General features: G+C 44.0%; 18 protein-coding genes and 1 riboswitch. Of the genes, 6 read left to right on the top strand and 12 right to left on the bottom strand.

Features of this window, described 5'->3' with window-relative positions; all coding sequences use genetic code 11:
• The first annotated feature begins 156 nt into the window (after positions 1-156).
• Positions 157-1,812, top strand: coding sequence for an ABC1 kinase family protein (locus PN499_RS04280; RefSeq protein WP_272030438.1), 1,656 nt, complete (start codon positions 157-159; stop codon positions 1,810-1,812).
• 228 nt (positions 1,813-2,040) lie between these two features.
• Entirely contained in the window at positions 2,041-3,549 is a 1,509-nt protein-coding gene (locus PN499_RS04285; protein ID WP_272030439.1) for an AAA family ATPase, read from the top strand.
• A gap of 227 nt (positions 3,550-3,776) precedes the next feature.
• Here the strand turns inward: PN499_RS04285 and PN499_RS04290 are convergent, their stop codons facing one another.
• Both PN499_RS04290 and PN499_RS04295 read right to left on the bottom strand, forming a co-directional pair.
• Positions 3,777-5,015 carry a DHH family phosphoesterase gene (locus PN499_RS04290; protein WP_272030440.1) on the bottom strand — a complete coding sequence of 413 codons (1,239 nt, stop codon included), beginning with the start codon at positions 5,013-5,015 and terminating at the stop codon, positions 3,777-3,779.
• Positions 5,016-5,238: 223 nt separating this feature from the next.
• Complete coding sequence (locus PN499_RS04295; RefSeq protein WP_007356460.1) at positions 5,239-5,736, bottom strand: HNH endonuclease; 498 nt, start codon at positions 5,734-5,736, stop codon at positions 5,239-5,241.
• A 297-nt stretch (positions 5,737-6,033) separates the two neighbouring features.
• Between PN499_RS04295 and PN499_RS04300 the strand changes: the two genes are divergently transcribed.
• On the top strand, positions 6,034-7,380 hold the full coding sequence (locus PN499_RS04300) for a hypothetical protein (RefSeq protein ID WP_272030441.1): 1,347 nt from the start codon (positions 6,034-6,036) through the stop codon (positions 7,378-7,380).
• 23 nt (positions 7,381-7,403) lie between these two features.
• Here PN499_RS04300 and PN499_RS04305 read toward each other — a convergent pair whose 3' ends face one another.
• From PN499_RS04305 to PN499_RS04330, 6 genes are all read right to left on the bottom strand, one after another.
• The gene (locus tag PN499_RS04305) at positions 7,404-8,771 is read right to left on the bottom strand and encodes a flavin monoamine oxidase family protein (protein WP_272030443.1); all 1,368 of its coding nucleotides are present in this window, start codon (positions 8,769-8,771) and stop codon (positions 7,404-7,406) included.
• Positions 8,772-8,928: 157 nt separating this feature from the next.
• Positions 8,929-10,299, bottom strand: a complete 1,371-nt coding sequence (gene thiC, locus PN499_RS04310; protein WP_272030444.1) for a phosphomethylpyrimidine synthase — start codon at positions 10,297-10,299, stop codon at positions 8,929-8,931.
• Between the two features lie 7 nt (positions 10,300-10,306).
• Positions 10,307-10,402, bottom strand: a riboswitch (TPP riboswitch).
• A 173-nt stretch (positions 10,403-10,575) separates the two neighbouring features.
• Complete coding sequence (locus PN499_RS04315; protein ID WP_272030445.1) at positions 10,576-11,640, bottom strand: DNA cytosine methyltransferase; 1,065 nt, start codon at positions 11,638-11,640, stop codon at positions 10,576-10,578.
• A 177-nt stretch (positions 11,641-11,817) separates the two neighbouring features.
• Positions 11,818-12,378, bottom strand: a complete 561-nt coding sequence (locus PN499_RS04320; RefSeq protein WP_272030446.1) for a Uma2 family endonuclease — start codon at positions 12,376-12,378, stop codon at positions 11,818-11,820.
• 80 nt (positions 12,379-12,458) lie between these two features.
• On the bottom strand, positions 12,459-13,019 hold the full coding sequence (locus PN499_RS04325; protein ID WP_272030447.1) for a Uma2 family endonuclease: 561 nt from the start codon (positions 13,017-13,019) through the stop codon (positions 12,459-12,461).
• Positions 13,020-13,099: 80 nt separating this feature from the next.
• Positions 13,100-13,660, bottom strand: a complete 561-nt coding sequence (locus tag PN499_RS04330) for a Uma2 family endonuclease (protein WP_272030449.1) — start codon at positions 13,658-13,660, stop codon at positions 13,100-13,102.
• Positions 13,661-13,819: 159 nt separating this feature from the next.
• Between PN499_RS04330 and PN499_RS04335 the strand changes: the two genes are divergently transcribed.
• Positions 13,820-14,263 carry a hypothetical protein gene (locus PN499_RS04335; RefSeq protein WP_272030450.1) on the top strand — a complete coding sequence of 148 codons (444 nt, stop codon included), beginning with the start codon at positions 13,820-13,822 and terminating at the stop codon, positions 14,261-14,263.
• A gap of 13 nt (positions 14,264-14,276) precedes the next feature.
• Positions 14,277-14,609 carry a hypothetical protein gene (locus PN499_RS04340; RefSeq protein ID WP_272030451.1) on the top strand — a complete coding sequence of 111 codons (333 nt, stop codon included), beginning with the start codon at positions 14,277-14,279 and terminating at the stop codon, positions 14,607-14,609.
• A 191-nt stretch (positions 14,610-14,800) separates the two neighbouring features.
• On the opposite strand, the gene PN499_RS04345 is transcribed toward PN499_RS04340, so the two are convergent.
• The 3 genes from PN499_RS04345 to PN499_RS04355 form a co-directional block, all read right to left on the bottom strand.
• The gene (locus tag PN499_RS04345) at positions 14,801-17,413 is read right to left on the bottom strand and encodes a Calx-beta domain-containing protein (RefSeq protein WP_272030452.1); all 2,613 of its coding nucleotides are present in this window, start codon (positions 17,411-17,413) and stop codon (positions 14,801-14,803) included.
• Between the two features lie 649 nt (positions 17,414-18,062).
• Complete coding sequence (locus PN499_RS04350; protein WP_272030453.1) at positions 18,063-20,210, bottom strand: tetratricopeptide repeat protein; 2,148 nt, start codon at positions 20,208-20,210, stop codon at positions 18,063-18,065.
• A 435-nt stretch (positions 20,211-20,645) separates the two neighbouring features.
• Positions 20,646-21,524, bottom strand: a complete 879-nt coding sequence (locus PN499_RS04355; protein ID WP_272030454.1) for a 6-carboxytetrahydropterin synthase — start codon at positions 21,522-21,524, stop codon at positions 20,646-20,648.
• Positions 21,525-21,784: 260 nt separating this feature from the next.
• On the opposite strand from PN499_RS04355, the gene PN499_RS04360 reads away from it, so the two are divergent.
• Positions 21,785-23,260, top strand: a complete 1,476-nt coding sequence (locus tag PN499_RS04360) for a cyclic nucleotide-binding domain-containing protein (protein ID WP_334311655.1) — start codon at positions 21,785-21,787, stop codon at positions 23,258-23,260.
• Positions 23,261-23,378: 118 nt separating this feature from the next.
• On the opposite strand, the gene PN499_RS04365 is transcribed toward PN499_RS04360, so the two are convergent.
• A complete protein-coding gene (locus PN499_RS04365; protein ID WP_272030455.1) occupies positions 23,379-24,056 on the bottom strand; it encodes a J domain-containing protein in 678 nt (225 codons plus the stop codon).
• Between the last annotated feature and the right edge of the window lie 46 nt (positions 24,057-24,102).

The raw sequence follows: 24,102 nt of genomic DNA on the forward strand, positions 1-24,102 counted from the left end.
CCAAGGTTTTGTGTCCGAATGCTTCGCCCCCCCAGGGTTTGAAAACACGCCCTAGCCCCTTCTTCTAACAAAGCAGTTATTCCTTAAGATACTGGTCAGTTTGCTTGCCAACGCTATCTTGTAGATATAGCTTAACCCGACAAATTCGGAGGCACCGTGTTTTCCAGCCTTGTTCAAAACAGTTCGCGCCAAGGAGAAATCCTAGAAGTCGTCTTCCGCAACGGTTGGGACTACATGAAACGACTCCTAACTGGCAGCAAAACCGACGTACCGACTCTGCCAACTCCAGCAGTGCTTCGCAATATCCTCGTCGATTTAGGCCCCGTGTACGTCAAATTGGGACAGTTACTCAGCACTCGTCCCGATCTTTTACCAGCCGAATATATCGACACTCTTTCCAGCTTACAAGCTGAAGTGCCACCGGTGGCTTGGCCAGAAGTAGAAACCATCATCCGTACAGAACTCAAACAACCTCTTGAAGATACCTTTGCCAAAATTAACACGCTTGCAGTCGCAGCCGGTTCCATTGCTCAAACTCACCGCGCTACCCTTAAAGATGGTCGTGAAGTTGCTCTTAAAGTGCAACGCCCCGGTATTGAAATCGTCATTGAGCAAGATATCGCCGTACTCACAAGTTTGGCAGAACTTGTCATGCTTACAGACTTTGGCGAACAGTACGATATTGTGGCCTTAGCTGATGAATTTGGTACTGCCTTAAGAGCCGAACTCGACTTCATCCAAGAGGCGACTTACACTGACGAACTGCGGCGCAATTTATCTACAAGTCGCTGGTTTGATAGCAAACAAATTGTCGTGCCAAAAATTGAGTGGCAGTTGACTACAAAAAAATTGATGGTGATGGAATGGCTCGACGGCGTGCCGATTCTACTGGGCGATTTAAAATGCGCTCGATACGGCGGAGATGTCCAAGCTGAACGCCAAGCAATAACTACTCTTTTGTGCCGAGCCTTCTTTCAGCAATTTTATATCGATGGCTTCTTTCATGCCGATCCCCATCCAGGTAATGTATTCTATCTCAAAGACGGACGAGTAGCACTTTTGGACTGCGGTATGATTGGTCGCCTTGACCCGCGCACCCAGCGAAGTTTGACAGAAATGTTATTAGCAATTGTTGATTTAGATGCTCAACGGTGCAGTCAATTAACGTTGCAGATGGCGGAATCTGCTCAGCCTGCAAATTTAGCTCGGCTAGAGAATGACTATGCTCGAATGCTACGAAAATATTACAATTTGAGCTTGTCACAAATCAAATTTTCTGAAGTTTTCTATGAGATGATGCAAGTCGCGCGGAACAATAAAATTAGGTTGCCAAGTAATTTGGGTTTGTATGCCAAAACTCTAGCTAATTTGGAAGGGGTAGCTCGTACTTTCGATCCCAGACTTAACTTGTTAGAGCAGATTAAACCATTGATGACGGATTTATTTCGTCGTCAGTTATTTGGAGATGACCCGACACAAGCGCTGTTAAGAACGGCCTTGGATGTTAAGAGTCTGTCTTTGCAATCTCCCCGGCAGTTGGAAGTGCTTTTAGATCGAGTTACTTCGGAAACTTTGAAGTGGAATTTAACCCTAAAAGATATTGAACCTTTGCGCCGTACTTTGGGGGATTCTGCAAATCGGCTTTCTTTTAGTATTGTGGTGGCTTCCCTGATTGTCGGAGCGGCAATTATTTCTGCTAATGCTCAGACACCTGAGCTATCTTTCCTCAGCAATTCTTTGTTTGCAGCGGCTAGTTTTTTCGGGTTGTGGTTAATGATTAGTACGATCAGATCTGGGCGTTTAAGGGGATAATTGATACCAAGAATTTCGTATGTTGTTGTCTTGTCTTCGCTAAAGCATAACAACATACGAAATTCGTAAGTTATACCAACAAAAATTAGAGGAGATGGCAGGTAGAAAGAGAGATAAGACACTCAGGTAAGTAGAAAGCGCCTATCCTACGGGAATCATCAACAATTTTCTGAAAAGCTCTGAAAATCTCTTAAAATAGAACAGGACTATAGATAAGGAGAGGAGCTGATGTTACAGCGCGAATTCCTAATGAAGATGGCTCGCGATCGCGAACTGTCTCCGAATCAAGAGCAAATTTTGATCCTGCGGTTTGTAGAAGAGAAGGACTACGAAGAGATTGCCAGTAAAATGCGAACTTCTGCTGGTGCCTGCCTCAAGCAAATGGGGCAAGTCTACAAGAAGTTTGCAGTCAGCGGCAACCATCGAGGCAAGGAAAACCGCCTGAGAATTTTTTTGCTCAACCAATTTCGCGAGTTAGAGGAGGAAAAATCTTCTGAAAACCTACCATTGCAGAGATTTAGCGAGGCTCAATCTGCTGCTGGAAACAGGGGAATCTTAGCTGAAAAGATGGAGCCGATCGCATTTATCGACAGCTACAAAATTCCCGATCTGATTTCCCATCAAAACAATAGCTACGCATCCAGGTTGAAATTGCAGGCATTTACTCCTGCAACGCCGCCGACTGAAGGCATTGCCACTCCCCGTCAAAACTTACCGGCCCCCGATCGCACCCGCTTTCTTGGTCGGGAAACAGAGATGGCTAGACTGCTAGAAATGATATCTTGCGATCGCGAAGTCGGCCTCAGCTATCACACCCCTCAGATCGTCAGCGTCAACGGCCTCCCAGGAGTCGGTAAAACCGCACTGGCATTAGAAGCGGCCTATAGATGTTTGCAAGCCAGTCGCATTCCCGAAGCATATCCCAGCGCTCCCACATTCGATGCGATTATCTTTACATCCGCCAAGGAAAATCACCTGACATCCGCAGGAGTTTTACCCCGACTCCAACGCGATCGCACTTTGGGGGATATTTGCCGCGCGATCGCCAGGACATTAAATCGTCCCGACATCGCCTCAGCCGAACCCCTTCAACAGCTAGACAGCATCAGAGAATGTCTAAGCAAAATACCGACTTTGTTAATATTAGATAACTTAGAAAGTGTCGATAATCAACAAGAAATCCTTTCCTTTTTGTATGACTTACCGCGAACAGTCAAAGTAATAATTACCACCCGCGAGCAAGCTTTATTTGCTCCCATTTATCTCGAAAGCTTACTCGAAATAGACGGTTGGCAATTGATAGAATATCAAGCCAGAGAAAAAGGCATCGTTCTCGACAGCGAACAGTGCCAAATAATTTATAGAGAAACCAGCGGACTGCCGCTAGCAAGTGGTTATGTAGTTAATCAGTTAGCGTTTGGTTACTTATTATCAGACGTACTAGAGCGAATTAAAGATAGCTCTAGCGAACTGGCTAAATTTATATTTAACGGTTCAATTAAATCTTTAGCAGGACAACCATCGCTGAAGTTGCTCATGGCCACAGCGAGGTTCGATCGACCGGCGACGAGGGAAGCGATCGCGATCGCTGCGGGTATTACTGACTCTGCTATCGTAGCGGACGGTTTAGCGAAACTTCAGCAACTCTCGTTACTGAAACAGCAGGAGGGTCGTTACTGTATGCTTGAGCTGATCCGTACCTATGCGATCGCACTTTCTAAGACTAATGTAATGTGAACTTGCACCTGATTAAACCCCGACTTAAATATTCCCCTTATACTAAATCCGGGTTTGATATCCCCTCGATCGTTTGGCGATTGAAATCGCTACTACACAAATGAAGTCCGAGCTAAGAGGGACTAAAGAATAAAGGGGATATTTAAGCCGGATTTGGTATTATTTCTTAGTCCGCGTAGGCGGACTTTGTTTTTATAGTAGCGGTTTCAACCGCCGATCTATATAATTTAATCAGTGTGGATTAAGTGATCTTTTGGACTAACCAACTTCAGTAATTTTTGCTTAATTTGCTCCTCAAAAACTTCCCATTTCAACCTAGCATAATCGCTATTCTCATTACCACCCGCGAGAAATCCCGTAGAAATTTCAAAGCCGCCAGCTTGACTTCTTCCTCCACCAAAAAAGCGCCCTTCAGCATCCTGACCAAAAGCTTCCTTCAGAAATTCATCAGGATCTAAAGTAAGTTTGCTAGTTCGTAGCGACCCAATTACTAATTCAATTGCCTCGTCTTCATCATGAACAATTCCGTAGACAACTGCGGTGTGAACGTTTTCTTCAGTCACCAAAAAGTCTGCCGCTTGGGGAATAGCATCGCGATCGTCGTAGCGCAGATAACCGACTCCCGCAATAGAAAAATTATTTTGCACAATCCGGTTTTTAAGCGATCGCTCAATCACATCCATCACCCGCTTCGAGCGAGAAGATTGTAACACAGCATTTAATAATTGCGGGTCATAAAAGCGACTCAAATAAGCTGCTGCTAAAAAATCAGACTCCTCAGCTTGTCGTAGTGCATTTGTATCCGATCGCAAACCGTGCATCAGCGCCGTCGCGCACTTAGCGTGTTGGGTAATATTGCCGTCCAATTTTAGCAATCCAGCTTGCAAATATTGAGTAAAAATGCTAGCTGTAGCGCGGGTTTGGGGGCGCAAATCGGTAAACTCTGAATTTAATTCTCCTTGTAAACTGTGGTGATCGATCGTCGCAGTTACGGGGATACCAGCGGAAATAATCAGCGAAGTTAGCTGGCTTGTAGTACCTTGATTATCGATAAAAACACAGCCCTTATAAATAGATAAATCTTTGGTTTTTGCCGTCTCTAGCGGCCACCGTTGCAATGGCAAACCCGTAAGTTTAACTAGGGCAATATTTTCCTGGTGACTGAGGGCTCCTGCATAAACTATATCGCAGTCAATATCAAACTGACGAGCGATTAACTTATAAGTCCAAGCACAGGAAAGTGCATCGGGATCTGGGAAATCTTGCAAAATCGCCAACTGGCGATCGCCTCTGTGTCTTTCCAATGTCTCCCGTAATTCCTCCACTTTTTGAGTGTAGGATTCGCTAACAGATCGATCGCGCAAACGGTTTCCTTCATTAACGCCATCCGTAGAACGGACGCGCTTTAACTCCGGTATAATTTGGCTAGTACCATCCCCAGAACTAGCATCATCGTTACTAGACATAACTTACGAATTAGTAAAAGTGCGTAGACGAAGCCAGCCGCAGGCATCGGTCATTTCTTAGCATTCAAAAAAACTATTGGCATTACTAACTCCTTCTTCCCTTTCCCCTTCTTTCCTGAGCATCGGAGTATCGAAGCATCGTAGCCCCTTCTTCCCTAGCCCCTAGCCCCTAGCCCCTAGCCCCTAGTTATACAAAACCCCCGCGCTTGCGTGCTCAGGGGTTTCAAAGTCCAATTACATATTTTTGCCATTCTTGGTGCATCCCACTCTTAACGTGCTTAGTCACTTCAAAGTATAGACCGCTGTAAGGTTTGCGAGGGGGGTACCGCAGGCTCATACTCGCCTCTTTGGGAGTTCGACAGCCTTTTTTAACGTTACAGCGCACGCAAGCACTCACGAGGTTTTCCCAACTATCCACGCCGCCTCGCGATCGCGGAACTACATGGTCGAGCGTTAAATCATCCCCCGTATAACCACAATATTGACACGAGTGACCATCTCGGTGCAATATGTTTCGGCGGGTGAGTGGAATATCTTTGTAAGGAACCCGAACATAGTGGCGTAAGCGGATGACAGTTGGCAGGGGGAAACCGGGTGAGATATATTTCCCATTGTGCTCTATCTGCTCTGCTTTCCCTTTGAGCAACAAAACAACAGCCCTTCTCCAACTGGTGATGTTGAGGGGTTCGTAAGAGGCGTTCAGCACCAGAACATTGCCCATCGTTGATTGTTAGAGAGAATATTTTACCGATACTAACACAGGTTTGGGACTGGGGATGGGGAGGATGGGGGAGATGAGGGAGCAAGTTAATTAATTAAAAATTAAAAATTAAAAATTAAAAATTGTGAGATTGAATTTTTAATTTTGCATTTTTCACTTTTAATTAATCGGAGGGGAGATGGGAACGAATTTGGGTTGCATTAAGTCCTTTAGATAATTAAATTCTTCTGCCTTTCTGCCTTCTGCGATCGAACTGGGTGCAAGTTGTAAAATATTTCTTGACAAGTAGTAAGTTTTATGATTAAGAAAGTTTTAGTCTTAGCCCCTCTGATTGCGAGTATCAATTTTGGCTACCTGGACACAGTAACAGCCGCCACGCCGACAGAACTCACTGCTACAGAAAGCCTTGCTCAACTTGCTGTGTCTGGCACACCAACAGAATCTAAGCAAGCGATCGCGGCCCTCCGAGAGTTGGGGCCCAAGGGATTGCAAGCTTTTTTAGCTACACATCAGGATCGTTTAAAGTCCAGTACCCTAGCTTCTGCGCCTCAACTGAGGGCCGCACTGGATACCCTCTGTCAGCAGCGAGACTGCTACGCCTCCCACTTGTACTGGTATACAGATTTGGCACAAGCTAAAGCAGCAGCGAAAGCTAGCGGTAAGCCGATATTATCACTGCGGTTGCTGGGTCGATTGGACGAAGAACTCAGTTGTGCTAATAGTCGCTTTTTTCGGATTGCGCTTTATGCGAATGGGAAGGTTTCGGAGGTTTTGCGCGATCGCTTTATCCTCCACTGGGAGTCCGTCAGGCCGGCACCAAAAGTTACGATAGACTTCGGAGATGGTCGTAGGTTACAGCGTACTCTGACTGGTAATAGCATTCACTATATTCTCGATGCTGAAGGTCGCCCGATTGACGCATTGCCAGGCCTTTACAGTCCGAAAGCATTCCTCAAGCATTTGCTAGCAGTAGAAAAAATCGCTTATCAATCTAGCAAGCTTGCGGGTTTAGAGCGCGAGAATTATCTCAGAAAATATCATAGAGATGCGATCGCTACAATTCAAGCTAAGTGGACAGCAGATTTGTCAAAGCTGGGGCTCTCACAACCCTTGCCAAAACTCGCTGAGGTTTCCCAAGAGTCTCCCCTAGCGGAAGTTGCGGCCCCCCTCGCTGTATCTAAAGCGGTTGTGGAAATGCCGATTATTTCTGCCATTTCCCTCAATCGCCAAGCTTTGCAACAAGCTACAGACGACGCAACTTGGGCGAAAATTGCACAGATGTATGCTGCTGAGGCTAGTTTAGACAGCAACAGTCTAGCGTTGATTCGTAGTAAAAATCCGAACCTCGATCGCGAATGGCGATCGCTAGCAACCGATCCAGATAAAAATTCGCTACCCCCAGCAATTCTTAACTTTGAACGTTCCATTGCTTTAGATACCGTTCGCAATGAGTACCTATTTCGTTTTCAACTTCACCAGTGGTTTTTTGAAGAGCCCCAAACGACTGAAAATATTGACTCTTTAAACGAGAGAGTTTACGCAGAACTCTTTCAAACTCCCAGTTCTGACCCTTGGTTGGGGTTGTTACCTAGCAACACTTATACTGGCATTGAGAATGACGGGTTAACTGGACGCGATCGCTAAGCAGTTAAACAAAAAAATTATACCTAGAATATTTTAGCAATGCGTTCGGCCTCCCTAACTCCAGAGAGAAAAGCACCATGTACTGTCGCTGGATAATCCTGTGAAGTTGCTTCCCCGGCAAAAAATAAACGTTTACCAACCGGTTCTGCTAAGATAGTGCGATCGCTACCCTTACTCCCCACTGGCATAGTCGAATAAGAACCCAAAGTAAACGGATCGCTTGCCCATTTTGTCCTCAAAACAGCATCAGGATTAGGAATACCATTACCATAAACGCGGTGCAATACTTTCATCACCCGTTCTACAACTTCTTTCTCAGATATTCCTTCCAAAGATCGGGCAAAACTTCCGCCAGCAAAAGCTATTAATACAGGTGCAGATGAGTAGCGGCGTAAATTAAGAAAGTCTGAGAAATCTTTTTCCATTCTACTCATGTATCCAATCCAGTCATAATCTTTTGACCAAAACAACTTAGGAAACTTCAGGACTACCTTATTCAAAACTCCCATATCCAGGGAATTAATCGCAGCACGTTTGCGACTTGGTAGAGGTGGAGAAAAAGTAATATTTTCCGATTTTAAAACCCCAAGAGGTAAAGTAATCGCAATAGCATCAGCTTGAAAAGTTCCTTTATCAGTCTTCACTAACACGCCACTATCGTTATAGTTAATAGCCATAACCTTCTGTTGTAGCTTAACGTCAATTCCTTTAGCTAATACTTGGATAATTTGGTCATAACCGCCAGGAAATAAGTAATCTTTCCCACCAAAAGCCTCGTCCTCATCCCATTCCCAAATTGATAGCCGATCTAAATCAGTACCATTTTCTATAAGAATATTAGAATTAAGTTGCCATTGCAAAATACCTTGTTGCTGCGGCGAAAGTTTTTCTTGATTAATAATCTGTTTTACAGCTTCAGTAACAGAAATATCGCTGTCTAAATTTTCCGATATCGCTTTAGCTTGCTTCATAACTCTCTGATACAGAGAATCAGCACTTTTAATCTCTTTTTCCCCTAACAGCTTACCATTATTCCCATAAACTTGAAGGTTATCATAATCAGTAGGTAGAATCCGAATCTGGGAATCTCGTGCTAATTTACCAATAGGATTATTATTAATCCCATGAATCCAAGAAGCTCCCAAGTCAACGGGTAAACCAATACTTTCATCAGTAAAAATTCGTCCACCAATACGATTTCTCGCCTCTAAAACAGTCACCCGAAAACCCTTAGATTTAAGTATACGAGCAGTAGCCAACCCAGCAACACCCGCACCAATAACAAGAATATTTGCACCACTAGACTTAGCTATTTCCTGACATCCCAAGACGGCAAAAGCCGAACCAACAAAAAGACTTAGTTGCAGGAAATCTCTACGTTTATACAGCATAAACTGAAAACTATTCCTTATCTACTAACTCCTATTAAGGCTTTATTTTATTTTCCTTTTCTCTCTGCTTCGTCTGCGAGGAAAACGAGTCACTAAATTATCTTTAAATACTAAACCTAATTAAAGGGTGGACAGATAAACCCATCCACCCAACTAACTACTTAGCTACAGGTTCCCTAGCCAAAAACTTCTCCAATTCCGTCAAAGCATCAGCATCAACCTTAGTCTGCATCGGACAGAACTTAGGCCCGCACATCGAACAGAATTCAGCAGTTTTATAGATATCTGCTGGCAAAGTTTCATCGTGATATTCCCGTGCGCGTTCAGGGTCTAAAGACAACTCAAATTGACGATTCCAATCAAAATTGTAACGCGCCTTCGAGAGTTCATCATCGCGATCGCGAGCACCATGTCGATGACGCGCAATATCCGCCGCATGAGCTGCTATCTTATAAGCAATCAACCCATTTCTGACATCCTCAGCATTCGGTAAACCCAAATGTTCCTTCGGTGTTACATAGCACAACATCGCCGTACCATACCAACCCGCCATCGCCGCACCAATTGCAGAGGTAATGTGGTCATATCCCGGTGCAATATCTGTCACCAAAGGCCCCAAAACATAGAAAGGTGCTTCCGAGCACTCTTCCATCTGTTTCTTAACATTAAACTCAATTTGATCCATCGGTACGTGACCAGGGCCTTCTACCATCACCTGCACATCATGTTCCCAAGCTTTGCGAGTTAAATTCCCCAAAGTTTTGAGTTCAGCTAATTGAGCTTCATCAGAAGCATCATGAGTGCAACCAGGACGGAGAGAATCACCTAAACTAAAAGAAACATCGTATTTCTTAAAGATTTCAATGATTTCATTGAAGTGAGTGTAAAGAGGATTTTGCTTGTGATGATGTAACATCCAACGAGCTAAAATACCACCGCCGCGAGAAACAATACCTGTAAGCCGATTTCTCACTAATGGCAAATGCTCAATCAAAATTCCGGCGTGAATAGTTTGGTAATCTACTCCTTGCTGAGCGTGTTTTTCGATGATATGCAGAAAGTCATCTGCCGTCAGATTTTCAATTGTCCCGTGTACGCTTTCTAGTGCTTGATAGACAGGAACGGTACCGATAGGAACAGGCGAAGCTTTGATAATGGCCGTGCGAATTTCGTCCAAATTGCCGCCGCCAGTGGACAAATCCATGACAGTATCAGCACCATATTTGACCGCTAATTTTAGCTTATCAACTTCTTCTTGAAGATTGGAAGAATTGGGAGAAGCACCGATATTAGCATTGACCTTGCACTTTGAGGCAATACCAATCGCCATCGGTTCTAAATTGGTGTGATTAATGTTAGCAGGAATAATCATTCTTCCCCGTGCCACTTCTTCACGGATCAAATCCGGCGGGAGATTTTCCCGATTGGCAACATACTGCATTTCTTCAGTAATTACACCTTGACGAGCATAGTGCATTTGACTAACATTACTATGCCCCTGCCGTTTGGCGATCCATTCGCTACGCATATTCTATTTCCTCGATAAACAGCTTCCCTCCGCTGGTATTACCCAGACTCAGGTTCTAAGGGTGTTTCTCAGCCTGGATATCCAGGCACCCCTAGCTTAAGTTGTTAATTATATCACTGATTGCACTGTCGATGAGAGCTAATAAGGAAATCTTAATATTGAGAGATAGATGAGGAGATAGCGAGATGCGATCGCGTTTCTAAGCTGAGTTCGAGAGTTATGCTAAGTACAAGACTAGATAAAACCAATTATGGAGAGCAGTTTTAGGCAAAATCTTCAAGGAAGAGCTTGAATATAGGTACTACATTCCTCCCTCTCTTTTGACTCCTGCTTGTCACTAAATAAATCCTCGTAAATAGCCTGTGCCACAGCATAACTAAAATTAACAGGAACCGCATTCCCAATCATTTTATAACCAGCAGCTAAGTTATGATAGTAAAAAATGAAATTGTCAGGGAATGTTTGAATTCTAGCACACTCCCTAACCGATAATCTTCTGTAAGATTGCACGGAATTAACATCAAATATCCATTCATCTTTCCCCACCCGAATCATCTTATTTGCTTGCGGGTGAATTGGCGCGTGGCGACCACCTGCTTGAATGGTAAAAGACGGTTCATTCCAACAGCGAACTCGGTTGCGCGACATATACATACTTGAAAAACCTCCTGTCATATATTCATGGTTAGGTACCAAGCAATCCTCGCCATTTGTTTTGTTAGGCGATAAAGCAGGAATTACCGATTCTTGCAAATCACCTATAGCATCTTTTAGAGTAAGAATGCGTCGCGATTTCCCCACCAAATCAAAATTGAAACGCCTTTTCAAACTTAAGTGATAGCCAACAAAAATCACTCTTTTCCGGTCTTGAGGCACATTATAGTACATGGCATTGAGCAACTTGTAAGCGATGACATAGCCAGCTTCTTCAAAAGCAGCTAAAATATTACCAAATGCCAACTTGTGTTTAGTGTGTAGCATCCCAGAAACATTTTCCGCCACAAAAAATAAAGGTTGTTTCTCTTTAAGAATACGGACGTAATCTAAAAATAACTTACCGCGAGAATCATCGATACCTCGTTGCATTCCCGCCTCACTCCAACTTTGACAAGGCGACCCGCCAATAATTCCCGTACAGTCAGGTATTTCTGCTGAAGAAATTGCTCTAATATCGCGCTTGTCAAGAAATGTATGCGGGTGGTTATTTTCGTAGGTTTCCCAGATCTCTTTATCGTACTCTGAAGCCCAGATGACATTAAAGCCAGCTTTAGAAAAGCCTAAATCTAGCCCTCCACAACCTGAAAATAAAGCTACAATTGATTTATCCTTATCGCTGAACATTTCTGTCAATCCTTCGGCTATAATTGAGTGATTTTAATTTAGTAAACTAGCTAGCACGCTAATTGTCAACTCATTTTATCAACTTAGTAATTTCCTGTAACCGCTCTCAATTACTGTAGGCTTGAATGTCTGCTCTAATAACTCGTGCAGACAATTATAGTTAGACAAGAAATCATTTTAACCCAATATCCAATCAATACTCACTTCAAAATCAGGAAAAGCCAACGGTGAAACCATTTCTCCCCGCTCAAACCTTTGCATTAAACCATAACCATTTGCCATCGGTTCGCGGTAAACTTCTAAACAATTAGCCTCAAGATCCCACAGCCAAACTTCGCGAATCCCAGAACGAGCATAGTTAGGTACTTTCACATCGCGATCGAAATCAATAGTGCTATCAGAAACCTCGACCAAAAGCAAAATTTCAGACGGCATTGGATGCGCTGTTGCGTAGTAATCAGCACGAGGTTGTAGCAATACTAAATCTGGCTGAGGTTCAGTTCTTTCTGTCAATTGAATTGGGTCTTGAACATCCAAAATAGCTGCTTCTTCTGGAATCACGCTAAAACGGCGAATCAGTCGCCGTACACAAGTCGCATGACGAGTTCCAATTGCAGCCATTTCAATAATCTCCCCTTCTATTAATTCTACTCGGTCATTATTCGCAAAAATACCAGCCTCAATCATTAGGTGATATTCCTGCACTGTGAATAGCCGTTTTTGCATCTGAACAGACATAATTATTCTCCTGTTTCAGTATTTAATATTATTTTAACATTGTCACCAGTAATATTTAACCTACTAACTGGCTAATATCCCTAACCCAGGATCAAATCAACACTCACATTAAAATCAGGAAAAGCCAAGGGTGAAACCATTTCTCCCCGTTCAAACCGCTGCATTGAACTATAGCCATTAGCCGTCGGCAAACGGTAAACTTCTAAACAATTAGCCTCAAGATCCCACAGCCAAACTTCGCGAATCCCAGAACGAGCATAGTTAGGTACTTTCACATCGCGATCGAAATCAATAGTGCTATCAGAAACCTCGACCAAAAGCAATACTTCTGATGGCATTGGATGTGCTGTAGCGTAGTAATCAGCACGAGGTTGTAACAATACTACATCAGGCTGAAGTTCCGTTCTTTCTGCTAACTGAATTGGGTTTTGGATAGCAAAAGTAGTCAAATCTTCGGGAATCAAGCTGAACCGCCGCGCGAGGCGGTTTACACAACTTGCATGACGAGTTCCAATAGCTGCCATTTGGATAATTTCTCCTTCTATCAATTCCACTCGGTCATCTTCCCCCAAAATGCCCGCTTCACCCATTAAGTGATATTCTTGTACTGTAAATAGTCGTCTTTGCATCTGAACAGACATAACTATTCTCCTTTTTTAGTATCGAATCTAATTTCACCATTGTTGCCAGTAATATTTAACCTACTAACTGGCTAATATTCCTAACTCAATATCAAATCAACACTCACTTCAAAATCAGGAAAAGCAAATGGTAAAAATATTTTTCCTCCTTCAAATTTTTGGATTGAACTATAGCCATTAGCAGTAGGCAAACGATAAACTTCTAAACAATTAGCCTCTAAATCCCATAGCCAAACTTCCTGAATCCCAGAACGAGAATAGTTAGGTACTTTCACATCGCGATCGTAATCAACAGTACTATCAGCAACTTCTACCAAAAGCAAAATATTTTCACTATTTGGCAAAGCTGATTCATAAAAATCAGCACGAGTTTGTACTAAAGCAATATCAGGGTGTGGTTCCGATTTATCATCAAGACAAATCGGATTTTGTACCCGGACAATAGCACGTCTTCGTACTCGTTCGCAAAAGAAATTTGCAAGGCGATCGACACGGGCGGCGTGACGTTTACCAATTGCTGCCATTTGAATAATTTCTCCTTCTATGAGTTCCACCCGTTCATTATTACCAAAAATACCAGCCTCACCCATTAAGTGATATTCTTGTACTGTGAACAGCCGTCTTTGCATCTGAACAGACATAACTATTCTCCTTTCTCAGTAGTTGACATAAGTTTACCATTTTTGCCAGTAATATTCAACCTATTGTATTAGTAAAGTACAACAGGCAATAGGTAAGATTGATTATTGTCTAGATTACGATCCTGTGATAACTTAAAAAAAATCCTTCGTTACCTAATCATGAACAGATCGCATCTATTTCTAGCCACTCTCACTTCCATAATCCTAGCGATCGGAGTTACTGGCAAAGCTTTACTACAGCCAGCGCCTCCCGTTCCCCCTCCGCCTCCGCAATCTCCACCGCCAACTCAAAAACCCAGTCAAAACCCCAGTCAAAAACCCCCATTACCGAATGAGAAAGTTGCATTACCCGATCCAGAAGCATTGTTAGAGATGGCAGCGAATTTGGTTATCAAAAAATACCAAAACACTTCCTGTGAAGAGTTAGCAAAAATGAAACCCCAGTCCAATAGAAATTCCCCAACTGCCGACACACCAGAAGCAGTTGTCCAGGCGAAGGCGATTGAAATGTTGCGGCAGAATCCTGAGATGCGGAAGAAATTTATCAATCGAGTTGCTGCGCCAATTGCTAATAAAATGTTTGATTGTAAAGTCATTCCCTAAAGAGGATCGAGCCATGAGAAAACCACATTTATTATTTCTAGTTGCTTTAACTTCTATGGCAATAGTTGCAAGTTCCTGTGCAAACACGCCCAAGGAAGCTTTGTTGGATATAGCCGCCAATCTCGCTATTGAAAAATACCAAAAAGCTTCCTGCGAAGAAGTCGCCCAGATGCAACCTCAGTCTCAGTCTGCACCAGCTTCACAAACTGAGGCGGGGAAAAAAGCCGATCTTGAGGCAAAAGCTATGGAAATGTTACAGAAAAATCCTGAGATGCGTCAGCAATTTATCAATCGAGTTGCCGGGCCAATTGCCAATAAAATGTTTGAATGTAATCTAATTCCCTAGCTTTGTATTATTCTCACCCAAACTTAGGGGAGATGCGGGAATATCTCCCCCGATAAAATCATCCTTTCCTCGTTTCCATGTGGAGTCCGGTAGAGTTTTCAACAATAAAAAACCACCCCAAACGAGGTGGCATATAAACCAAATCTGGAAATGAAACACACTAGAAAAAGAAAAGTAAACTACTAACAGTCTTAGAGTATAGTAATTGAGGTTGATGCTGGATTACCGATAGTACCAGCCCCGAAACCTAAGTTCACAGTACCAGCAGTGCCACCTACAATATCAATCAATGAAAGGCTGACACTGGTTTGACCATTAGCAAAATTCACAGTACCACCGTTATTACTGGAGTTAGGGAGGAAAGTGCCGGAAACAGAGTAGTCAGTGAGGTACACAGGTTGACCACCACCCGGTGCTGCAATCAAAAAGTCAATTGATGCTGTACCCACACCGCTTGGTCGATTAATTGTAAAGCTTCCAGTACCACCGTCAGTCGTAGGCGAAACAGACGTACCGTAGAAGAATCCATTACTTGCCCCACCGCTGCTGTCTAGAATTGATAGAACCGCTGCTGAGGGACTAGCAATAGAACCACCGCTGAGGAATAAGTTGACAGTCTCAGTCAACTCTGGCACAGTATCATTGATGATCGGCACACCAACCGTCGCACTAGCTTGACCAGCGGCAAAGTTCACTGAGACAGTGCTGATACCAACGTAATCAGGCTGAGAAGCTGTAGCCGAACCATCAGCAGTGCTGAATAGAATTGTTGCTGCCTTTGTCAAATCGCCAGAACGATTAATTGTGACGTTAGCAGTGCTACCTTCATTACCACTGTAAGTAGCGGCACTAAAGAAGAACACACTAGGGCCAGTAGTTGATGTCGTTGGAGTTGGAGTCGGTGTCGGAGTCGGAGTCGGTGTCGTTCCCGTTGACGCAACATTATTAATTGTCAAGATAGACGGATTGCTGCCTACAGTACCCCCACTGAGCACCAAGTTCACAGTTTCCGCACCTTCAGTCAAGGTATCAGTCAAGGCTGGAACTGTGAAGCTGGCGCTATTTTGTCCAGCCGCAAAGTTCAGCGAACCCGCTGCAACCGTGTAGTCAGGTGCAGTTCCACTAGAACTAGCCGAACCATCAACAGTGGCGTAATTAATCGTAGCCGCCGCAGTACCGCCAGTGCGAGTCACCGTAATCGTTGCTTGGCCACCTTCATTCACAGTGTAATTAGTCTGATCGAACTGGAAAACACTGGTTGGAGTCGGAGTTGGAGTCGGAGGAGTTGGAGTCACCCCCGTTCCACCATCAGAAATCGTCAGCGTTGCGGGATTGACAGTACCGACATTGCCATTGTTCAGGAAGACATTTACCGTCTCAGAGCCTTCACTAAGCGCATCATTTATAGTCGGGATACTGAAAGTCGCGCTAGTTTGACCGGCCGCAAAGTTCAGCGTACCTGTAGTTGGGGTATAGTCCGCAGGAGAAGAAGCCGAACCGTCAACAGTACCGTAGCCAATAGTTGCAGCACTCGCAGTATCTCCCGTCCGCAGAACTGTCACCGTACCGGCAGTACCTTCAGGAGTAGAGTAATTACTGGTACTAAAACTGAAAATACTTGAAGCAGTGGTTCCCGGCGTAGGTGTAGGCGTAGGGCTAACTGTAGTTGCCTGGTCGGAAATAACTAGGTTGGATGCAGGCAAAGTACCCAGGGTTGCGCCACCAGTTGGAGCCTGAAGTTGCAGAATCGCTGTTTCAGTTCCTTCAGCTATACCATCAGCCGTAAGATTAAAGCTGATTTGGGCCGAAGTTTGTCCGTTAGCAAAATTAACTGTCAGAGGCTGTGAAACTGTGAAGTCATTAAGGCTGGCTTGATTATTGCTTCCCCCCGGAGCAACGGTATAGTTAACCGATATTGCGCCTTGGCTGCCACCGGTACGGAAAACACCAACGCTAACGGTGCTGCCTTCTGTACCGCTGTAAGTAGGCTGACCGAAGTTCAAAATGCCAGGGCCAGAAGTCCCCGTAGGGGTCGGAGTTGGTGTTGGGGTTGGTGTCGGGGTGCCGACGGACTGGAACCAGGCAGGATTCGCGCTCAGTTGAGCAGCGGTAAAACCTACCATATTGACTAAATACTCGCCAGTTCCTACATCGCGAACTAGGGTGTTGCCGATGCTAATGCCGTTAAAACCTGTGCCCTCGATGAACTGGAGATCGCTAAATTGCAAGCCGCCGAACAACTGAATAATATCGTTGCCGTTGGTGCGAAAATCTGTGATTACGTCGGCATCGGAGACGTTGGGGCCGCCAGTTGTAGCAGTTGGTTTGCCGTCGCCCACCCGCCCGATCCCGAAAATATCGCTGCCGCCACCGCCGCTCATTGTATCGGAACCAAGGTCGCCGTAGAGGATATCATCCCCAAGGTCGCCTAGTAGTTGGTCGTTGTTTTTGCCCCCGTACATCGTGTCATTGTCTTTGCCACCGAACATGGTGTCGTTACCGTCGTTGCCAAAGACGCTATCGTTACCGATGTCGCCTCTAACTAAGTCAGTGCCTTTACCGCCGTAAACTTGGTCATCGTCTTTACCGCCATAGACTGTATCGGTACCGTCGTTGCCGTTACCAATGTCATTGCCGGGGCCGGCGAAGATTAGGTCATTTCCATCTATGGCATTGAGAACGTCGTTGCCGTCAAGACCGTTAAGGGTGTCATCACCGATTAATTCAATTAGAGAAATTGTCCTACCGTCAGAGAGATTTCCAGGAAGAACATCCGGGCCGAGAGTACCATTTATATTGGGCATTTTGTGAACTCCACAGGTTAGTTATTTGTGCCTTTGGTAGAAGCACCTGTAGAGATTTATCTAGGAAAATGTCTTGAGCTTAAATTAAGATGCTCTGGAATTATTTGTTCCATTTCTACTTTAGAAGTAATGGTGTCGAAAAGGTTCCTGGATGAGTTGTTTTTTTTAGATGGGAAGGGCAGTAAGGTTGAATTCTGGAAAGAGATTATTATGAAGATCGCCTAAATTTTCCTGGTGGAATTTTTAAGTAAAATTACGTAAAAGCTGAAGCTAAATTAGACTAAGGCAAGTAGGAAAGAGGATTATAAGTAAGTAGTAAAAAATTAACTCAAGAGTTGTTTGGCGGTTGAAACCGCTACTATACAAACAAAGTCCGCCTACGCGGACTAAGAAATAAGGGTGATATTTAAGCAGGATTGGTAGGTGTTATTTTAATTGACAATTAGCAATTAACAATTACAAATTAGCAATTAGCCTGCAATCTTGTAACTGATAACTGTTATAGTAACCTTCTTGGCAGTTAGGACGTTATGATTTCCTACCCCATAGATTCTCTGCTCTTATTCCCTTCTTCCCTGCTTCCCTTATTCCCTTCTTCCCCTAATCCCTAGCCCCTAGCCCCTAGTTGTATAAGCTAGTGGCAAAAAAATTACATTGAAACTGCTGACCGAGATTCAGTGCTACTGTTTTGTTGCACTGAATTATCAGGGTTTCTGGCTGAATTTTGTTGGATGGAAATGGCTTGGCTCAAGGATGCTACTGCTTCTGAATCCTGTTTTAATTCTGATAGTAGGGCTCCTCGATCGCGCCAAGCTTGGGCGTTGTCTGGCTTGATGGCGATCGCTTTGTCGTAGCAAATCATTGCTTCTTCGTACTGTTTTAGTTCTGAGAAGGCTGTACCTCTGTGTCGCCAAGCATCGTAGGATTCGGGTTTGATCGCAATTGCTCGATCGTAAGCTGCGATCGCTTCTTCATATTCCTGCAATTTTGCGAAGGTTTCGCCTTTGCCAAACCAAGCTTCGTAGCATTGAGGCTGAATGGCTATAGCTTGTTCGTAAGATGCGATCGCTTCTACGTACTCTGATAATCTCCCGAAAGCTACGCCTCGGTTGTGCCAAATTTCGTGGTCGTTTGGCTGGATTGCGATCGCGCGATCGTAAGAGCCGATCGCTTCTTCGTATTGCTGCAATTTCCCTAAGACTGCACCGCGATTGTACCAAACTTCGTATTTATCGGCGTTGAGGGCGATCGCTTTGTCGTAGGAGGCGATCGCGTCGCTGTAGCGCTGCAATCTCCACAGCATATTACCTCGATTGTACCAAGTCTCGTACCGATCGGCTCCGATCGTCAAAGCTTGGTCGTAGGAGGCGACAGCTTCTGCGTAGCGCTGCAATTTCCCTAGCATGGCGGCTCTGCTGTGCCACACTTCGGGATCGTCGGATTTAATACTCAGGGCTTTTTCGTAGGAGGCGATCGCCTCTTGATAACGCTGCAATCTTCCCATTGCAGCGGCGCGGTTGTGCCAAGGGCCGTATTCTTCTGGTTTGAGGGCGATCGCTTGGTCGTAGGCCGCAGCAGCTTCTTCGTAGCGCTGTAATCTCATTAAAACGTTACCACGATTGTACCAGGCTTCGTAATACTCGCGATTGAGTCCGATTGCCTGATCGTAACAGGCGATCGCTTCTTCCAGTCGCTGCACTTTTACTAATACGTTCCCTCGATTATACCAAGCTGCATCTATGTCGGCATTCATTAAAATTGCCTTCTCAAAACTTATCAGCGCTTCCTGATAACGACCTTCCAAATAAAGCGCTTCTCCTTGTTTTACATAATCGTCAGCAATTAAACTTTCTTGGGGTTTTTGGAAGGGAACAACGTTCGATCGGGAATTATTAGCCTCTGACTGAGATTCTGATTGTATAGCTTCCTGCCTCGCCGCAGTCGGAATCTGAGTCAGTTCTTGCATAGTTTGTGCCTTGGTTTGATAAACTTCTGTCAGCAAAACTTGCAAGTGCATTAAAAACTGCGATTTTAGGGTTTCAATTTGGTCAATAGAAGACCTTGAAAGTTCGGCTTCTCTGGCTATAAATTCAACAGACTGTTTAGCCGCACTCATTTGAGCTTCTAATTCTTCTTTTAATCTTTGAGAAAGTTGGCTAGAAGTTTTCAGCTCTGATTCCATTACTCCAATGCCTCTAAGCCGCTTATTCGCATCGGCAATTAACTCTCTGACTACCAGTCTCCGCACTAGCCAAAAGAAAGCAATTGTTACACCAGGTAAAAGAGTGGAAACAATTAATAAAGCATTGAGAAGAGTGACGGTATTGTTAAAAGCACCCTCAGACTGAGGATCGGTATTGGTGCGGAGAGCGATCGCATCCATCGCCTCGCGAACTTGGGGACTGCGATCGGCACTGTATTCTACCAGTTTTGCCAGCCAAGTTTCTTCGATCGCGGCCGCGATCGCATCCTGACTTGGTACTGTCGCCATGCCTACATTCGCCATTGCCACCGATTTTGCTGTTACAGAAAACTCAGGTTGGGCAGCCATTAGCCATCCCTCTGAAGCTTCCAGCCTCGCATTGCTACCAGTAAATTGTTCGCTGGCAAGGGTTTCAGGAGCGCTAACAGACTGAATCGGTACAGGTGCATTATCGCCAGCGCGATCGGCTTTGTAGTTCCCTTGGGGCGTATCGGGATTAGGGATTGGAGAGTTAGCAAAGCTGCTGCCTTCGCCAGTGAAATTCTGGGATGCGAGGGCAGCCAGAGTCAAAAGAGCCACTTTCTTGAACTGCATAAACCTTAACTCACTTGTGAGAAAGTAGTACTTGGCAGCAACGCACCCTCGCGATCGCGCTAATAGGTAACAGCTTTCGCTCCCCATGCCCATCCTGTTAGGGTTTGCCGCAATGATTGTGAGAAAATGGGTGGGTGCTAACTCCAAAATACGCAGCTCTTATAGCTCTTCAGGACAACTGGAAAAATATAGCAACCGCTTTTAGCGGTTAGGGGCTAGGGATAGGGGCTAGGGAAGAGGGGGAAGATGGGGAGGATGGGGAGGATGGGGAAGATGGGGAATTAGCAATTAGCAATTAGCAATTAGCAATTAAGTAGTTGGACAAAAATAAATAATGTCATTGCGAGCCCAGCGAAGCAATCCCAAACCCCTGCGATTGCTTCACTTCACTATCGTTCCGTTCGCAATGACATGGTTGCGTTTATTTATGTCCGACTACTTATACAGCGGTGCCAAAACAGGCTGGCGCTCTTGAATTTTAGCTGCCTCTGACTCTGACTCAGTGCAGTAAACTTCACAAGAATTGTTCGGGCTCTCAATCAGCTTGATTTTATGTAGCTGTGCTCCTAACTCGCGGATGGGCGATCGCAACAACTCGCGAATATAAATCGCAATATTTTCCGCCGTCGGCACAACCTCAGCAAAATAAGCTATATCTTTGTTTAAAAAGGTGTGATCTAACGGATCGACTACATATTCGTCAATCGCCTTTTGTAAAGCTCCCAAGTCAACAATCATACCCGTGCGTTCGTCCATTTCGCCTTTGACGGTTACTTCTAAGTGATAATTGTGACCGTGACCATTAGGGCGAGCACACTTGCCATAAATCTCGCAGTTTTCCTCATAGCTAAGTTTAGGATGAGCGAGTCTGTGAGCGGCGCTAAAGTGGGTGCTGATAGTCAGATAAGCTTCCATTCCGTTTCCTAAATAATCTGCCCAAAGTTCGGGGTGTTCAAACAGTTGAATACGAGTCAAAGGTAAGTGCGGTGCGAGGCGCTGCCAAATTACCCTAGCAATGTTTTCAGTGGTTGGCAAAGTTTGCTCAAACTCTGGCCATGCTTGGTTGAGATAGGAAAAGTCGAGATGATTGGTGACTTCCCGCTTGATGACGTGCTTGACATTTGACAAGTTGAGCACCATGCCGTAGCTATCGAGTTCGCCTATCATCGAAACGTATAGGACGTAATTGTGCCCATGTCCCGGTGCGCGTGCTGTGGGGCCAAAGCGATCGCTGTTTTCGGCTGCACTCAATTCTGGCAACCAGTAGCGGTGACTCGCTGAAAATTGTGCCCGCCTATTTATAACGCATTGCATAAACGCAGTGGGTATTATATTGTTAAGTTCTGTAAATAAGTTTACACCTTTTTCAGGATAGTTTCCATCCTCGATCGGGATTTAGGGCGATCGCTATTGCATTATACTACACAGCTCAACTCGCGATCGCAGTAGTTTCAGAGTAGTAGGGACGCTCACAGCCGTTGCAGATGCGGTTCTGACATAATTATCAGGGAATTTTGTCACAGCAGTTATGAGTCAAAATTCTTCTCCAATAATTTACCAATTATCAATTATTAATGAATTGGATTGTCATAGAAACACAGCAAATGCTTAAAAGTTTTGATAAAGTATTTACAACGCCCCTGTTTTATTTAGGAGATAAACATCTATCTCTAAGTGCAATTGTCCAATTATTATTTTTAGCTTTAGCAGTATTCGTCATTGCTCGCGTTCTTAGCGAATGGATTAAGCGAGGACTACTGGTTCGCATGAAATTAGACCGTGGTAGTCGAGAAGCAATCGCTGCTTTGAGTACCTATATACTAGCTGCTTGCGGTCTAATCATCGTTCTGCAAAGTGCAGGTATTAACCTCAGATCCCTAACTGTAGTAGCGGGAGTTGTAGGTATTGGATTTGGCTTCGGATTGCAGAATCTAGCCAGCAACTTTATCAGTGGAATTACACTCCTCTTTGAACATCAGATTAGAGTAGGAGACTTTGTTGAAATTGACCACCTTGCAGGAACAGTAGAAAATATTTCGATCCGCTCTACAATTATCAGAACAATCGACGGTCTTTTTGTCATTGTACCTAACATAAAATTTGTTGAAAATAATATTATTAACTGGAGTTATAAAGATCCTAAATGCCGCATTCGCGTTCCCGTAGGGGTTGCTTACGGAACCGATCCATTATTGGTCACAGAAGTTTTATTAGTTGCGGCCCGCATGGAACCAAATGTTTTATCTCATCCCTCTCCCAAAGTATGGTTCCAAAAGTTTGGAGATAGTGCTTTAAACTTTGAGCTTTTAGTTTGGATTGACCACCCCCAAGAAAGCGATCAGATTAAAAGTGCTTTGAATTTTCTGATAGAACATGAGTTGCGTAACCGAGGTATTGAAATCCCATTTCCTCAGCAAGATTTGTGGTTGAGGAATCCGCAAGAGTTAAACAAATTATTTCGTTATAGCCATAGCGAAACTGAAATTACTGATGGTATAGCATTCGCCCAAAATAGCTCTATTTCCGAGCAAAAGAAATCAAGCTCAAAATCGCTAAATCATTGGAATCTACGAGATTTATTACGGCGAGTAGCTTACTTTGAGCAATGTACAGATTTGGAACTACGGCAACTAATTGAATACGGGTATAGACAACTGTTTCCAGCAGGACAAACTATATGCCAGGAAAACGATCCCGGTGATTCTTTTTATATTATTCTTTCCGGTACGGTAGAAGTGCTTTCTCAACGTGCTGATAAATATATTGCTACTATTCATGAAGGCGAGTTTTTTGGCGAGATATCTTTGCTTTTAGGAACACCTCGTTCAGCAACAGTTAGAGCTATGGAAGATTCAATTTTGTTTGTTGTAGAGCGTCATGACTTGCAAAAACTTTTAGTAGAGCAACCAAGTTTAGCAGATCAAATTGCTAAAAAATTATCGGAACGCAAACAAGCATTGCAAGCTTTGGGATTATTCGATGAAAGTTCCTCAGAGCAAACACCTTTTATTAGAATACGTAAGCGAATTCAAACTTTATTTGGGATTTAATAAGAAGAAGGAAGAAGGAAGAAGGAAGAAGGATTTAGTTATCTAGGAGAGAAGGAAGAACGCTTATACAGCCAACTTTTTAGCCATCGGTATCTTCTGTTTAAGTAGGTGGATTTACTTACAAAATCTCTTTAAGAGTAGCTTGTGCCTCCCGTCGCAATCTACCCGCTATTTTAAAGAGCTCTTGACCTGTATGCAAGTAGCGATCGTCATAGTTAAGCGCGAACATTTCTAAATCTTCAATTCCATCTGAAACGTGATTGAGACAGTAATAAAACTGAGCAGCAACTCCTGCTAAATTAGGCGGATTTGGCATAGAACGAAAAAGACTATAAGCCTTTTTAAGAAAGTCGCGAGAGGTGTCTAAATAAATTTGAAATGCTCCTAAAAGTTCGTCGTCAAAAGGATCTGCTGATAATTTCTCTATTTCCTTCTTTAGAGGAGTAAGAATGTGGGTAAGCATTCGATTAACTGGCTTATAGACTTTTTTGAGCCATTGTTCTATTTGCTCATCGGCATCCTGTCCAGTTTCTTTTTTGCGATAGTTATGGCGAATGTCTGGCTTCGGCTGTTGAGGTTTTTCCGAAAGTTCTCGATCGTAATAATGTCGCCGCTGAGGATCTCCTAACACTTCATAAGCTGCATTTAGGCGAATTATTTGCTCGTGACCTGCTGTTTCCTTATTGCTATCGGGATGTAATACCTTCACCAAACGGCGATAGGCTTGCTTAATTTCAGCTTGAGTTGCTGTTGGGTTGATATTTAGGGTTTTGTAGTGGTTAGTAGTAGCGCCCACGCTTGCTTTGCCTCAAAAAAATATAATTAATTCCGTAACGCCGCCC

Origin of the sequence: Kamptonema animale CS-326, assembly GCF_028330895.1 — a bacterium.
Classification (GTDB): domain Bacteria; phylum Cyanobacteriota; class Cyanobacteriia; order Cyanobacteriales; family Microcoleaceae; genus Kamptonema; species Kamptonema formosum.